Source organism: Thermaerobacter litoralis (genome assembly GCF_054654595.1).
On the sequence record NZ_BAAIES010000005.1, the window covers coordinates 133,047 to 147,233 of the forward strand.

Consider the following 14,187-nt stretch of genomic DNA (forward strand, 5'->3'; position numbering starts at 1 on the left):
CCCGGAAGGCAGGGCGTCTTCTTGGGTGCGCCTGGTCCCCCCGGCGCGCGGGCCGATCCGTTCAGCCGGCCGCCCGGGCCTGGGCCTGCCGCTGGGCCGCCCGCTCCCGCAGGATGTACCACAGGGGGCTGGCCACGAAGATCGACGAGTAGGTGCCGAACAGGATCCCGAAGAACATGGCCCCCGAGAAGGCGCGGATCGTCTCGCCGCCGAAGGCGAACACGGCAGCCAGGGCGAGCAGGGTCGTGGTGCCGGTCAACAGCGACCGGCGCAGCACCTGCCGGATCGACCGGTCGACCAGTTCGTCCAGCGGCTCCTTGCGCCGCAGCCGCAGGTTCTCCCGGATGCGGTCGAAGACGACCACGGTGTCATTGATGGAGTAGCCGAACACCGTCAGGATCGCCGCGATGAAGGACGAGTCCACCTGCCACTGGAGCAGGGCGAACAGCCCGACCACCATGAACACGTCATGGAGCATGGCCAGGATGGCCGCCACCGCGAACCAGAACTCGAAGCGCACCGTCATGTAGACGATCATGCCCACGGTGGCCAGCCCCAGGGCCAGCAGGCCCTTCTCCTTGATCTCCCGGCCGATGACGGGGCTGATGCTGTCGAACTGCTCCAGGCGGACCGGGCCCACCTGCTTCTCCAGGGCCTCCAGCACCTTCTGCTGGGTCGCCTGGTCCACGTGGGGCGTCCGCAGGAAGACCACCCGGTCGCCCTCCGCCAGCTGGACGATGGGATCCTCGATCCCCTGGCTTTGGAGGACGTCCCGCACCGCGCCGGCGGTGACGGGCTGTTCGAAGCGCAGGGTCCAGGCCGCGCCGCCCGTGAACTCCACGTTGTAGTTCAGGCCGCGCACCGCCCAGGCGATCATCCCGGCCGCCAGCAGGAGCAGGCTCAGGGCGAAGGCGATGCCGCGGGTCCGCACGAAGGAGAACCCCTTCACCGCGCCTCCCCCCTCACGCCGAACAGCCGGGCCGGCTGCCGGAAGAGTTCCGCGTCCACCAGATTGCGCAGGAAGAACCGGGTCAGCGTGATGGCGGTGAACATGCTGGCCACCACGCCGACGGCCAGGGTCACGGCGAAGCCGCGCACGGGTCCGGTGCCCAGGCCGTAGAGGACGGCCGCCGCGATCAGCGTGGTCAGGTTGGAGTCCAGGATCGCGGAGAAGGCGTTGCGGAAGCCGGCGTCCAGGGCCGCCCGGATCGTCTTGCCCGCCTTGAGCTCGTCCTTGATCCGCTCGTAGATCAGCACGTTGGCGTCCACGGCCATGCCCACCGACATGACGAACCCGGCGATGCCCGGCAGGGTCAGGGTGGCGTTGAGCCCGTAGAGGGCGCCGGCCGTGATCAGCATGTAGACGGCCAGGGCGACGACGGCCCAGAAGCCGGGGATCCGGTAGATCACCAGCATGAAGGCCGCCACCGCGGTGCCGCCCACGATCAGCGCCTGGACGCTGCGCTGCAGCGAGTCGGCGCCCAGGGTCGCCGACACCGTCCGGTTCTCCACCACCTGCAGGTCGACGGGCAGGGCGCCGTACCGCAAGGCCACGGCCAGCCGCTGGGCCTCGTCAAAGGTGGGGATGCCGGTGATCTCGGCCCGGCCGTTGGTGATGACCGCCTCGACCGTCGGCGAGGAGATCACCTGGTCGTCCAGGACGATGAAGATCGGCTGCCGGTAGAACTTCCGGGTGGCCTCGGCGAACTTCTCGGTGCCCTCGGCGTTGAACTGCAGCTGGACCACCGGGCGGCCCGCCTGGTCGGCGGCCACCTGGATGCCGCCCGCCACCAGCTGGTCCCCCGTCACCACCACGCTGCCGTCGGGACCCCGGAACTCCAGCCGCGCCGTGCGCCCGATGGTCTCGATGGCCTCCTGGGGGTCCTTGACCCCGGCCAGTTCCACCACGATGCGGTCCTCGCCCTGGCGCTGGATGACCGGCTCGGCGACGCCCAGGGCGTCGACGCGGTTGCGGATGATCTCCACCGCGTCGTCGATCTTCTCCCGCGTGACGGGATTGCCGGGCTTGTCCACCCCTTGCAGGACGACCCGCACGCCGCCGGCCAGGTCGAGACCGCGGTTGATGCGGTTCTGGAGCTTGAAATCCGCCAGCGTCCAGGCGGCGATGCCCCCCAGGATCGCCAGGCTCAGGATCAGGGTCAGCACCGCCCGCCACCTGCGGCGCGCTCGCATGCCGCCGCCCCCTCCCTGCAACGTCATCCTTGCACAAAAAAGGCGGCCCCGGCCTGGGTGCCTCCGGTGGCCGCGTCCCCTCCACACCCTCGCCGTGACCCGCGCTGCGCCGCCCCACGGCCGGCCGGGACGGCCCCGCGGGCCGCTGCCCGGCGGGCGCCGGGGGCCAAAAGTCCGAAGCCGATTATATCACCGCGCCCCGGCCCCTTGAAGCCGCTTCCTTGCCAGCGCCCGGCGGGTCGGCGGAACCCCCCGGGTCCCTCCTGCCGGCACGGGCGGCACCGGCCCGCCTGCTGCCGGCAAGCGGGTGGGGGAACACTGGGAACGGCGGCCCGGGGGCGACGTCTCCCCCTGCCGGTGGACCGTCGCCGTATCCCGGGGTCCCGCCACCCCTGGCGGATTGCGCAGGGCTTTGCCGCCGCGGCGGAACGGGCTGGTTCCATCGCCGCTCGCGGAGCGGGGCCGCAAGCTCCCAGCCCGCGAGAAGGCACCTCGGCTCCGGCCACGGCCGCGCAGGCGGCTTGAAGCACCCTTGAAGGAGGATGAGGGATGCGCTGGAGACCCAACGAGCCCGGACCGGACGAACCCGGCCCCGGGGACCGGCCGCCGGCCGGCGGGCGGGATGACGGCCCCGCCCCGATCCCCCAGCCGGGCGCCCTGCGGGGCGAGCCCCACTTTGAGCAGCCGGCCGTTCTGGCCAGCTTCCGGGATGCCGACAGCGCCCAGCGGGCGGCCGAGGACCTGAGGGCCGCCGGCTACCATGGGGTCCAGATCGACCGCCTGGAGCCGGTGCGGGAAGAACGGGGCGACCAGTGGGACCAGCCCGTCCCCGACACCCTGACGGGCGCCATGAACCGCGACCGGCGGGCCCTGGCCGCCATGTCGCCGGCGGTCAGCGGCCTCTCCGACGACGAGCTGGTGGGGGACATGCCCTACCTGCTCACCGTCCCCCTGGACCGGGGCCAGAGCCGGGACCAGGCGGCGGCCATCATCCGCCGGCACGGCGGCCGGGTCTGACGGGCGGCGGCTCGCCCCCGTCCCGGGCCTGGCCCCATCCGGCCGCCTGCCGCGACGCCTTGACAGCCTCCGCCCGGACCCCCCGACCCGATCCGCGTCGGGCCCGATCCGTGCCGGAAGAAGGCTGGCGCCCCTGGCCCCCGGCCCCGGTCACGCCCCGCTGGCCGCCCGCGCGGGTGCGGGCGCCGGCGCCTGGCGCAGGGCCGGGTGGACGAAGGACAGCACGGCCGGGACCAGGAAGAGCACGGACATGCCCCACATGGCCCCGGAGAGGGAGTCGAGGGCCTGCTCCAGCCAGCCGGCCAGCAGGGGGCTGGCCGTCATGCCCAGGTAGATCAGGGCGTTGCGGGTCGCCTCGACCCGCCCCAGGTAGACGGGATCGGTCGCCTCCTGGACCCAGGCCACCTGGGGCGCCAGGAAGGCCGCGTTGCTGACGCCCATCAGCACGTAGGCGCCCATCGCCACGGCGAAGTCCCGGGTGCCGGCCAGGATGACCAGGGCCAGCCACGCCCCCAGGTAACCGAGGCCGATGATCACCCGGCGGGGCCAGATCTTGCCGCGGCGCGCCACGATGGCGTTGCCGGCGATCATCCCCAGGCCCATGGCGGCCAGCAGTACCCCCCAGCGCTCGGGCGGCACGCCCAGGAGGGCCGGGACCGCCTTCTGCATCAGGGCATTGGCGCCGTTGGCGCCCCAGGCGAAGCTGCCCATCAGCAGCAGCAGGGCCCACACCGTCCGGTTCTGGCGGTGGTAGCGCAAGCCCGCCAGCACGTCCTGCCACACCCCGGCCGCCCCGCGCCCGGAGGTGCGTGGGGCGGACCGGTCCCGGTCGTCCAGCGGCAACCGGGCCAGCTGGGAGGCCGAGATGAGGTAGGAGAGGCTGTCCAGCCAGAAGGCCGGCGCCATGTAGAGCACCGGGTGGACGGCCCGCCCCGCCGCGATCAGGGCCGTGGCCCCCACCGGCGCCAGGATGTCGATGAAAGACCGGGTCGCCGAATGGTAGGCGTTGGCCTCCAGCAGCGCATCCCGGCTGACCACGCTGGGCAAGGTGCTGCGCCAGGCCGGGAAGAAGAAGGTGCTGGCCGTTCCCAGGGCCAGGGCGGCCAGGTACACTTGCCAGAGCTCATCGGCCAGCGGGACCAGCAGCACCACCGCCGCGCGGATCAGGTCGCTGACCACCATGACCCGGCGCCGCGGCCAGCGGTCGGCCAGAGCCCCGGCCAGCAGGCCAAAGACGGCCTGGGGCAGGTGCTGCATCATCAGCACGATGCCGATGGCCATGGGCTCTTCTGGGAACCGGTCCAGCACCAGCGTGGCCAGCGCCACGGCGCTGAAGCGGTCGCCCGCCCAGGAGACGGCCATGGCCAGCCAGTACCGGCGGTAGGCGCGGAAGCGCTGGAGCATCTCAAAGAAGCCGTAGGATTTGACGCCGCGTGGCGAACCCCCCGTTTGACCCACCGATCCGTCCTCCCCACTGTCCCTTGGTGCTTCCCGCCTTGGGATTCGGTGTCGCCGGTGACACTTCCTACCTGTCCCCAGGTCCCAATCCTGGCCGGCGCCCGCCTCGAGCGGCTGCCACGACGGCCGCCACCTGCCGGCGCCGCCGGCCCCCTCCCCCCACCGCCGGTCTGCCGGCCGCCGGCGCCACCCGCCCCCACGCCGCCGCGCTGCCGCTCGGTGTCTTCAATCGCCCTTGCCCGGTGCGCCCTTACCCGGTGAACCGTCCCTGCCGGGGTCCGGACTTCCCACCAGCTGGCGCCGGTCGCCCTCCCGCCGGGTCCACCGCTGCCGGTCGAAGTACTCCAGCAACGGCAGGGCCCACTTCCGGGTCACGCCCAGGGCGTCCCGGGCCTGGGCCACGGTGAAGGGCCCCGCCTGCCGCTGCAGGGCCTCCAGCCGGCCCCGGGCATCGGCCAGGGCCTCCGGCGTGAACCAGAGCCCCGGCGCCACCCGGACGAGCCGTCCCTGGCGCTCCAGCAAGGCGACCAGGGCCTGGGCCTCGCCGGGCGGCAAGCCCGCCGCGGCTGCGGCCGCCTCGACGCTGTCGGGCGGCGCCAGGTGGGCCTCCCGGTAGACCGCCTCCAGCCGGTCCAGCCGCTCCTGGCCGCGGGCGTCGGCGGCGGGGCGCCAGCCCGGCCGGTGGAACCGGTCCTCGTCCACCGCCAGCCGGCCCTCGCCCAGCCAGTGGTCCAGGAGGGCCTGGGCGACGGCCGGGTCGTCGCCAATCCCCAGGGCGTGGGTCAGGGCGTCCCGGGGGATCCCGCGCTCCAGGGGATGCGCCCGGTGAAAGGCGTCAAGCACCGTCTCCAGGCGGCCCGTGAGCTGGTCCAGGACCGGCGGCGCCACCCACACGTCCGGACCCAGGGGGCGCGCCGAACCGGCCTTTTGGGCCTGCGCCAGCCACGCGGCGGTTCGCTCCCTGGGCTGGCCGACGGCCCGTCCCAGATCGGCCAGGGGCAGCGGCCGCCCCGCCCAGGCCAGGCGCGCAGCGACGGCCCGGGCCGGTTCGTCCGGCAGAAAGGCGGCCAGCCAGCGGCCCGGCGCCTGCCGGCGGTTCCAGGGCCGGCCGGTGTCGGCCACCACGCCGCCGCCGGCGGTGCGGGGCGGGGAGTAGGTGCGCAGGACGAACCGGTCGCCGGGGGCGACGACCAGGGGCGACTCCAGACGGATGGCGGCCCACCCCGACTCCCCCGGCGTCCACGGGCGGGCCGGGTCCAGCAGCCGCACCCGCCCCAGGACCTCCGCGGCGCCGGCGTGGACGCGCACCCGCTCATTGTGGCGCAGGGGCCAGGGGGCTCGCTCCAGCCACCGGACCCGCCCGGCGAGCCAGGTCGTCGCGGCCAGGGTGCCGGGCTGCAGCACCACTTGCCCGCGCTGGAGCCGGTGGTGGTCGACCCCGGCCAGGTTGGCGGCCACCCGCTGCCCGGCCACGGCCTGCTCCACCGTCCGGCCGTGGACCTGGAGCTGGCGGACGCGGGCGGAAAGGCCGCCGGGCTCGATCACCACCCGCGCGCCCGTCGTCAAGGTGCCGGCCGCCAGGGTGCCCGTCACCACCGTACCGAACCCCGCCACGGTGAACACCCGGTCGATGGGCAGCCGGACCAGGCCACCGGCGTCCCGGGCCGGGACGCGGGCGGCCGCCTCCTCCAGCGCCGCCAGCAGCCGGTCGAGGCCAAGACCCGCCGGCGGAGCCACCCGCACCAGGGGCGCGCCTTCGAGGAACGTCCCCCGCAGGTGGGCGCGCACGTCCTCCTCCACCAGATCGAGCCAGGCCGGGTCGTCCACCGTGTCGACCTTGGTGAGGGCGATCAGGCCGTGGCGGACGCCCAGGAGGTCCAGGATGTCCAGGTGCTCGACGGTCTGGGGCATGACGCCCTCGTCGGCGGCGACGACGAAGAGGACCAGGTCCATGCCGTGGACGCCGGCCACCATGTTGTGGATGAAGCGCTCGTGGCCCGGGACGTCGACGATGGCCGCGGGCCGCCCGCCCGGCAGGCGGAAGGGGGCGAAGCCGAGATCGATGGAGATGCCGCGGCGCTTCTCCTCTTGCAGGCGGTCGGTGTCGACACCCGTCAGGGCGCGGACCAGGGTCGTCTTGCCGTGATCCACGTGGCCGGCGGTACCGATGACAAAGGGCGCCGGGTTGGCCGGCCCCGGCGACGGGGTGCCGGTTGGGGTCGTCGTGGTCATGGATGGCATCCTTCCTCCTGCAAACCGCCATTCCTTCCGGGCCCGCCCCGGAGCCCCGAGCCCGCCCCGAAGCCCCGCACCCGCCCGGAGCCCTGGGCCCGAAGCGGTGCCAACCGGTGCGGTGGAACGCCGTCCTCCGGGCCACCGGGCCGCAAGCCCCCGCAAGCCCCAAAGACGCCGCCGGTCGCCCTGCGCTCCCCCGCCCGTTGCCAAGGCTTGCCCGTTCCTTCGTTGACAGGGGGCGAGGCCGCCTCTATAATGCCAGTTGCGGCCGCGCACCGCCGTAGCACCTGCCGGGTGCGGCTTTCTGTTCGTCGCCGGGCCGTAGCGCAGCTTGGTTAGCGCGCCACGTTCGGGACGTGGAGGTCGCCGGTTCAAATCCGGCCGGCCCGACCAGCTGAGGATCGCCAAGCACGCCGGCCGGGGGCATCACCGCCCCCGGCCGGCGTGCGTTTCTCTTGTGCTCAAGAGCAAGAGAGCGAAAGGGCGCGGCGGCGCCGAGCGCGGCCCACGGCGCAACGGCGCGGCCGGCGCGAAGGGCGGTCCACCGGCACCACGTGCGCGGCGCTACGCCCGGCCTTCGGAGGGCGCCGGCGCTGGGTCGGCGACGGCAGCATCCGCCCCGTCCCCGCCGGAGCCCGCCAGCTCCGGCGCCGTGGGGGCCCCGCCGGCGGCTGCCGGCTGCCCGGCGGCGGGCGACGGCGCCGTGGCCTCGACAGCGCCGCCTTCCGGTGCGGCCGCCGTGGCCGCCGCGGCCGCGTCGCCATCGCCCTGTCCCGAGTTGCCGGCCTCCGCCGGGGCACCGGAGGGCGGGGTCGCCGGCGCGGCCGGTTCCACCGCCCGGGCGGCCAGTTCCCGGCGCGCCGCCTCCAGGGTCGGCACCAGGTTTTCGTAGGTGCAGCTCCGGATGGCCTCGTCCAGCGGCAACCAGGTCGCGTCCCGCAGCTCCTCCCGCTGCACGCGGATGCCGTGGTTCAGGGCGCGCACCAGGAAGTAGTGGACGGTCTTGTCCACTTCCTCGTCGCCGTCGCGGAACTGGTACCGCACCGGCGGCAGGGGCGCCTCGATGGCGCCGACGATCCCCGTCTCCTCCCGGATCTCCCGCAGGGCGGCGGCCTGGGGCGTCTCGCCCTCTTCGATGCCGCCCTTGGGCAACGCCCAGTGGCCGTAGGCGTCCAGGATCATCAAGACCTCCACGGCCGGCGCCCGGTCCCCGGCCCGCCGGTAGACCACGCCGCCCGCCGCTTGCCGTTCGGTCATCGTCCATCCCTCCCCCGGGGCGGCCGACCCGCCAAAGGATGGATGTACCTCATGCTATAATGGTAGACGAACCCGCCGGCTGGCAACCGCCGAGGTGAGCCCCGTGGAGGTTGGCAAGCGGATCCGGGATCTGCGCCGGCAACGCGGGATCAGCCTGCGCGACCTGGCGCGCCGCTCCGGGGTGTCCAAGGCGTACCTGTCCCAGCTGGAGAACGATCCCGATCGGAAGCCATCGGTCGACGTGGTCCTGCGCATCGCCGCGGCGCTGGAGGTCAGCCTCGCGGACCTGGTGGGCCCGGAGCCAGGGGTCGCCGCACCCGCGGGTGGCGGCAGTGCCGCACCGACGGCGGCCGGCCGGCCCACGCCGGGCGGCGCGCCACCGGCCCATCCCGGGACGAACCCGGTGGAACGCCCCAGGGCGGCCGGTCCGGCCATCGAACCCGGCGCCGGCCTGCCCGCCGAGCAAATCGCCGCCGGTGCCGAGCCCGTCGCCGAGCCCCCACCCCTTGAGCCCGACGATCTGCCCTGGGCCCTTCGCGTGTTCTGGCAGGAGAATCCCCATGTGCCCGAAGAGGAGATCCGGTCCCTGGCCACCATCACCTGGCGGGGGCGCCGGCCCTTCACGCCCACCGACTACTGGGTCCTCCACCAGGTGCTGACCGGCATGACCCGCGGGGTTTGAAGGGATCCGGTGCCGGTGCCCCCTTCCGGTGGCCAGCCCGGCCGCGCGGGGACGACGGCCCGAACCCCTTCACCTGCCCCGGCCCGGTTGTCCGGCCCGTTTCCGAGCCCGTGCCAGAGCCAGTCCAGATCGGTGGCGCAGCCCGCCTGCCAGAGCCCCAGGGCCGCTGCCAGCACCGCCCGGGCGGTCCGCTCCGCCCCGCCCAGGAGCCCCGGGTCCTGGCCCCCGGCGGCCCCAACGGCCCGGTCTAGCGCTGGCGCCTCCCGCCCTTCCCCTGCACTCGCCAGGGGCGGGGGCCCGCCCGGGCCACCTCCGGCGCCGGCGAACCCGCCCAAAAGGCGCACCTCGCCCCGGCGCGCCCCCTCCGCCAGGAAGCGGGCCAGCGCCCCGTGCACCGCAGCCCAAACCGGTCCCGCCGGCGTCGTCCCCCCGCCCGGCCCCGCAGCCGCCGCGGGGCGAGGGGCCGCCGCGGCCTCGCTGCCGGCCTCGGCCTCGCAGGCCAGCCAGGGCAGGGCCTCCTCCAGCACCCGGCGGAAGGCGAGCCAGCGCTCGGCCGCCGGCAGGCCCGGCGTCAGGTGGACCCGGGCCAGCTGGCGGCTCAGGCGGGCCGCCTGCTCCTCCGTGACCGCGCGCAGGAGGCTGGGCTTGTCCGGGAAATGGGCGTAGACCGTGCCGACGGCAACGCCGGCGGCCGCCGCCACCTGGCGAAGACCCGTCCCCCGGTAGCCCCGCTCCCGGAACAGGCCGGTGGCCGCCTGCCGGATCCGCCGGCCGGCGTCGTCCCCGGGCCGGTTCATGCCGTGGTCTCCACCGCCTGGCCGGCCTCCGCCAGCAGCGCCCGGGCGATCACCATCCGCTGCACTTCCGACGTGCCCTCGTAGATCTGGGTGATCTTGGCATCGCGCATCAGGCGCTCGACCTCGAAGTCCTGCAGGTACCCGTAGCCGCCGTGGATCTGCACCGCCTCGGTGGTCACCCGCATCGCCACCTCGGAGGCGAAGAGCTTGGCCATGGCGATCTCCTTGCTGGCCCGGCGGCCGGTGCGGACGCTCTCGTCGTAGAGGACGGCCGCCCGGTAGACCAGCAGGCGCGCCGCCTCCACCTGGGTGGCCATGTCCGCCAGCTTGAACTGGATGCCCTGGAAGCTGGCGATGGGACGGCCGAACTGCCGGCGCTGGCCGGCGTAGGCGACAGCCCGGTCCAGGGCGGCCTGGGCGATGCCCACCGCCTGGGCGCCGATGCCCACGCGGCCGTTGTCCAGGGTGGCCAGGGCGATCTTGTAGCCCTGCCCCTCCCGGCCGATCAGGTTCTCCGCCGGGATCCGGACCCGGTCCAGGATCACGTCGGTGGTGGCCGACGCCCGGATACCCATCTTCTTGAAGGGCTTGCCGAAGGACAGGCCGGGCGTCCCTTTTTCGACCAGGAAGGCGCTGATGCCGCGGGGGCCGCCGGCGGGATCCGTCACGGCGAAGACCACGTAGAGCCCCGCCACGCCCCCGTTGGAGATGAAGGTCTTGCGCCCGGTCAGCACGTAGTGGTCTCCGTCCCGCACCGCGGTGGTCTTCAGGGCGGCGGCGTCGGAGCCGGCGTCGGGCTCCGTCAGGCAGAAGGCGCCCAGTTGCTCGGCCCGGGCCAGCACCGGCAGCCACCGCGCCTTCATCGCCTCCCCGGCCCAGCGGTTCAGCAGCTCGCCCACCAGGCTGTTGTGGACGTCCATCACCACGGCGGTGGCGGCGCAGGCCCGCGCGACTTCTTCCAGGCAGATGGCATGGGCCAGGGTGTCCATCCCGCCGCCACCGTAATCCTCCGGGATCATCATGCCGAGGTAGCCGTGCTCCGCCAGCCGGCGCACGTTCTCCCAGGGGAACTCGCCCGATTCGTCATAGTGTGCGGCCCGGGGGGCCAGCTCCCGCTGGGCGAACTCGTGGACGGCCCGCCGGATCTCCTCGTATTCGGGATCGAGCAGAAAGGGTCGGCTCTCCATCGCTGCCTCCTCAGGCCTCCTCCTCAGGCCCTCGGGCCGCTCCAGCGCCCCTGGCCCCCTCAGGCCACGGGGCTGCGCCGGCCCGCGGCCGGTTCCTCCGCGCCGGGGTCACCCAGGTCCGCCAGCAGCCGTTCCGCCGCCTCGCCGGGACTGAGGGCCCGGCGCGCCACGGCCTCGGCCAGCTCGTCCCACCGGCGGCTGCCCTGCAGGCGCTCCCAGAGCCGGGCCAGCACCTGCTGGCGCAGGGCCTCCTCCGCCTGCCAGCGGTGCCGCTGGGCCCCCGCCGCCGTACCCGCCAGGTGCTGGCGGTGGCGCCGGATGGCGCCGGCCAGTTCGTCGACGCCCTGGCCGCTGCCGGCCACCGTCTCCAGGACCGGCGGCTTCCACCCCGGGTCCCGCGGCGCGCCCAGGTCCAGCATCTGCCGCAGCTCCCGGACCGTCCGGTCGGCCCCGGGCTGGTCGGCCTTGTTGACCACCAGGATGTCGCCCACCTCGAGGATGCCGGCCTTGGCCGCCTGGACCTCGTCGCCCAGTCCGGGCGCCAGCACCACCACCACCGTGTGGGCGTAGCGCATGATCTCCACCTCGGACTGGCCGGCCCCAACCGTCTCCACCAGCACCGTGTCCATGCCCGCGGCATCCAGCAGGTGGATCACATCCCCCGCGGCCCGCGACAGCCCACCCACCTGGCCCCGGGAGGCCAGGCTGCGGAAGAACACGCCGTCGTCCACGGGGCCGTGGCTGAAGCGGATGCGGTCGCCCAGCAGGGCGCCGCCGGTGAAGGGGCTGGAGGGGTCGACGGCCACCAGGCCCACCCGCTCCCCCTGCTGCCGGAGATGCCGGGCCAGGGCCGCGGCCAGGGTGCTCTTGCCGACCCCCGGCGCCCCGGTCAGGCCGACCACGTGGGCCCGGCCGGTTTGCGGATAGATGCGGCGCAGCAGGTCGCCGGCGCCCGGGTGCCGGTTCTCCACCCAGGTGATGGCTCGGGCCAGGGCCCGCCGGTCTCCGGCCAGGACACCGGCGGCCAGCTGCTCGGGGTCGCTGGGCCGGGTCACGCCGTCTCCCCCCGCCGCCTGGCGACGGCCGCCCGGGTGAAGGCGACGATCTCCTCGGTGCTGGAACCGGGGCCAAACACCCGGGCCACCCCGGCCTCCAGCAGGCGGGGCACGTCCTCCGCGGGGATCACCCCGCCCACCAACACCACCACGTCGTCCAGCCCCACCTCCCGCAGGGCCTCGCAGACCCGCGGGATCAGGGTGTTGTGGGCGCCCGAGAGGATGCTCAGGGCGACCACGTCCACGTCCTCTTCCAGGGCGGCCCGGGCGATCTGGGCCGGCGACTGGTGCAGGCCGGTGTAGATGACCTCCATGCCCGCATCCCGGTAGGCGCGGGCGATCACCTTGGCCCCCCGGTCGTGCCGGTCCATGCCGGGCTTGGCCACCAGCACCCGGATGCGGCCTCCCGCCGCCGGGGCCGGGGTCGTCGTGGCACGCTGCGTCTCCATCGCCTCTCCCGCCTTCTTCCCGCCGGATGGCGCCCCACCAGCCCGGGGCCGCCCCCGGCCGCCGGCGCCACCGGCCGGCTAGAAGATGGCCCGGTCGCGGTACTCGCCGAAGACCTCCCGCAGAGTGTCGCACATCTCCCCCAGGGTCGCGTAGGACCGGGCGCACTCCAACAGGCGCGGCATCAGGTTCTCCCCGCTGCGGGCCGCCGCCTTGAGATCCCTCAGGGCCTGGAGCACCCGCCGGTTGTCCCGGGTGCGCCGGATGTCCTTGAGCCGCTGGATCTGGCGCTGCTGGACCTCGTCGGGCACCCGCAGGATCTCGGGCTGCTCCTCGTCCTCGAGGACGTACTTGTTGACCCCCACCACGGTGATGTCGCCCGCTTCCACCTGCTGCTGGTAGCGGTAGGAGGCGTCGGCGATCTCCTTCTGGAAGAACCCGGCCTCGATGGCGGGGATCACCCCGCCCAGCTCGTCGATGCGCCGGAAGTACTCCCGCGCCCGCCGCTCCATCTCGTCGGTCAGCCACTCCACGTAGTAGGAGCCGCCCAGCGGGTCGACGGTGCTCGTCACGCCGCTCTCCTCGGCGATGATCTGCTGGGTGCGCAGGGCGATGCGCACCGCCTTCTCCGTCGGCAGGGCCAGGGCCTCGTCGAAGGAGTTGGTGTGCAGGGACTGGGTGCCCCCCAGCACGGCCGCCAGGGCCTGCAAGGTCACCCGCACGATGTTGATCTCCGGCTGCTGGGCGGTCAGCGTGCAGCCCGCCGTCTGGCAGTGGAAGCGCATCTTCCAGGACCGGGGGTCCTTGGCCCCGAAACGCTCCCGCATCTCCGTGGCCCAGATGCGGCGGGCCGCCCGCAGCTTGGCGATCTCCTCGAAGAAGTCGTTGTGGACGTTGAAGAAGAAGGAGAGCCGCGGGGCGAAGCGGTCCACGTCGAGCCCCGCCTCGATCCCGGCCCGCACGTACTCGAAGCCGTTGGCCAAGGTGAAGGCCAGCTCCTGGACCGCGGTGGAACCGGCCTCCCGGATGTGGTATCCCGAGATGCTGACCGTGTTCCACTGGGGCACGTGGTCGGCGCAGAAGGCGAAGATGTCGGTGATGATCCGCATGGACGGCCGCGGTGGGAAGATGTAGGTGTTCTGGGCGATGTACTCCTTGAGGATGTCGTTCTGGATCGTGCCCCGCAGCCGGTCCAAGGCGACGCCCTGCTTCTCCGCCGCCGCCAGGTACATGGCGAAGATCATCGCCGCCGGGCCGTTGATCGTCATGGAGGTGGACACCTGATCCAGGGGGATCCCGTCGAAGAGGATCTCCATGTCCGCCAGGGTGTCGATGGCCACCCCCAGCTTGCCGACCTCCCCCTCCGACATGGGGTGGTCGGAGTCGTAGCCCAGCAGGGTGGGGAAGTCGAAGGCCACGCTGAGCCCCGTCTGGCCTTCCTTGAGAAGGTACTTGAAGCGCTGGTTGGTCTGCTCGGCCGTGCCGAAGCCGGCGAACTGGCGCATGGTCCACAGCCGGCCGCGGTACATGGTGTCGTGGATCCCGCGGGTGAAGGGCCACTGGCCCGGGGCCCCCAGCCGCCGGTCGCTGCCGGCGTCGGGGACGTCCTCGGGCCCGTAGTAGCGCTTGACCTCGATGCCCGACAGGGTCTCGAACCGCGGCCGGCGCTCGCGCCCCTCACCGGCCGCCTCGCCGCGGGCCTGCGCTGCCGGTTCCTTCGCCAAGTCGGTTCACCCCTCTCCCTCAAACCCCGACGATCCCGGTCCCGCCCCGCGTCCCGTTGCACCCGCCCCCGCGTCCCTGCCTACCGGTCCGCCCGGCCGGCACCGCCCCTTGCCGCGGTGGAACCGGCCCTGGTA

The 14,187-nt window shown here is 74.0% G+C and carries 12 protein-coding genes and 1 tRNA gene; 3 read left to right on the plus strand and 10 right to left on the minus strand.

Going from position 1 to position 14,187, the window contains the following annotated elements; translation table 11 throughout:
* Positions 1 to 61 precede the first annotated feature (61 nt).
* Both secF and secD read right to left on the minus strand, forming a co-directional pair.
* Positions 62 to 949 carry a protein translocase subunit SecF gene (gene secF, locus ACYQ02_RS04050; RefSeq protein ID WP_460039152.1) on the minus strand — a complete coding sequence of 296 codons (888 nt, stop codon included), beginning with the start codon at positions 947 to 949 and terminating at the stop codon, positions 62 to 64.
* A complete protein-coding gene (secD, locus tag ACYQ02_RS04055; protein ID WP_460039153.1) occupies positions 946 to 2,193 on the minus strand; it encodes a protein translocase subunit SecD in 1,248 nt (415 codons plus the stop codon). The genes secF and secD overlap by 4 nt, the downstream gene beginning before the upstream one ends.
* Before the next feature lie 549 nt (positions 2,194 to 2,742).
* On the opposite strand from secD, the gene ACYQ02_RS04060 reads away from it, so the two are divergent.
* Entirely contained in the window at positions 2,743 to 3,210 is a 468-nt protein-coding gene (locus tag ACYQ02_RS04060) for a hypothetical protein (protein ID WP_460039154.1), read from the plus strand.
* Between the two features lie 150 nt (positions 3,211 to 3,360).
* Here ACYQ02_RS04060 and ACYQ02_RS04065 read toward each other — a convergent pair whose 3' ends face one another.
* Both ACYQ02_RS04065 and selB read right to left on the minus strand, forming a co-directional pair.
* The gene (locus ACYQ02_RS04065; RefSeq protein WP_460039155.1) at positions 3,361 to 4,668 is read right to left on the minus strand and encodes an MFS transporter; all 1,308 of its coding nucleotides are present in this window, start codon (positions 4,666 to 4,668) and stop codon (positions 3,361 to 3,363) included.
* A gap of 225 nt (positions 4,669 to 4,893) precedes the next feature.
* Complete coding sequence (selB, locus tag ACYQ02_RS04070) at positions 4,894 to 6,900, minus strand: selenocysteine-specific translation elongation factor (protein ID WP_460039156.1); 2,007 nt, start codon at positions 6,898 to 6,900, stop codon at positions 4,894 to 4,896.
* A 318-nt stretch (positions 6,901 to 7,218) separates the two neighbouring features.
* On the opposite strand from selB, the gene ACYQ02_RS04075 reads away from it, so the two are divergent.
* Positions 7,219 to 7,296: transfer RNA gene (locus ACYQ02_RS04075), tRNA-Pro, on the plus strand.
* A 171-nt stretch (positions 7,297 to 7,467) separates the two neighbouring features.
* Here the strand turns inward: ACYQ02_RS04075 and ACYQ02_RS04080 are convergent.
* On the minus strand, positions 7,468 to 8,160 hold the full coding sequence (locus ACYQ02_RS04080) for an NUDIX hydrolase (protein ID WP_460039157.1): 693 nt from the start codon (positions 8,158 to 8,160) through the stop codon (positions 7,468 to 7,470).
* Positions 8,161 to 8,263: 103 nt separating this feature from the next.
* Here ACYQ02_RS04080 and ACYQ02_RS04085 point away from each other — a divergent pair, with 103 nt between their 5' ends.
* Complete coding sequence (locus ACYQ02_RS04085) at positions 8,264 to 8,842, plus strand: helix-turn-helix domain-containing protein (protein WP_460039158.1); 579 nt, start codon at positions 8,264 to 8,266, stop codon at positions 8,840 to 8,842.
* Here ACYQ02_RS04085 and ACYQ02_RS04090 read toward each other — a convergent pair.
* The 5 genes from ACYQ02_RS04090 to ACYQ02_RS04110 form a co-directional block, all read right to left on the minus strand.
* A complete protein-coding gene (locus tag ACYQ02_RS04090; protein WP_460039159.1) occupies positions 8,794 to 9,639 on the minus strand; it encodes a TetR/AcrR family transcriptional regulator in 846 nt (281 codons plus the stop codon). The two genes, ACYQ02_RS04085 and ACYQ02_RS04090, sit on opposite strands and share 49 nt — an antisense overlap.
* On the minus strand, positions 9,636 to 10,826 hold the full coding sequence (locus ACYQ02_RS04095; protein WP_460039160.1) for an acyl-CoA dehydrogenase: 1,191 nt from the start codon (positions 10,824 to 10,826) through the stop codon (positions 9,636 to 9,638). The genes ACYQ02_RS04090 and ACYQ02_RS04095 overlap by 4 nt, the downstream gene beginning before the upstream one ends.
* A gap of 59 nt (positions 10,827 to 10,885) precedes the next feature.
* A complete protein-coding gene (gene meaB, locus ACYQ02_RS04100; RefSeq protein ID WP_460039161.1) occupies positions 10,886 to 11,881 on the minus strand; it encodes a methylmalonyl Co-A mutase-associated GTPase MeaB in 996 nt (331 codons plus the stop codon).
* On the minus strand, positions 11,878 to 12,330 hold the full coding sequence (locus tag ACYQ02_RS04105) for a cobalamin B12-binding domain-containing protein (RefSeq protein ID WP_460039162.1): 453 nt from the start codon (positions 12,328 to 12,330) through the stop codon (positions 11,878 to 11,880). The genes meaB and ACYQ02_RS04105 overlap by 4 nt, the downstream gene beginning before the upstream one ends.
* Positions 12,331 to 12,408: 78 nt before the next feature.
* Positions 12,409 to 14,052 (minus strand): acyl-CoA mutase large subunit family protein, encoded by a 1,644-nt coding sequence (locus ACYQ02_RS04110; protein ID WP_460039163.1) that lies wholly within the window; start codon positions 14,050 to 14,052, stop codon positions 12,409 to 12,411.
* Positions 14,053 to 14,187: the final 135 nt, after the last annotated feature.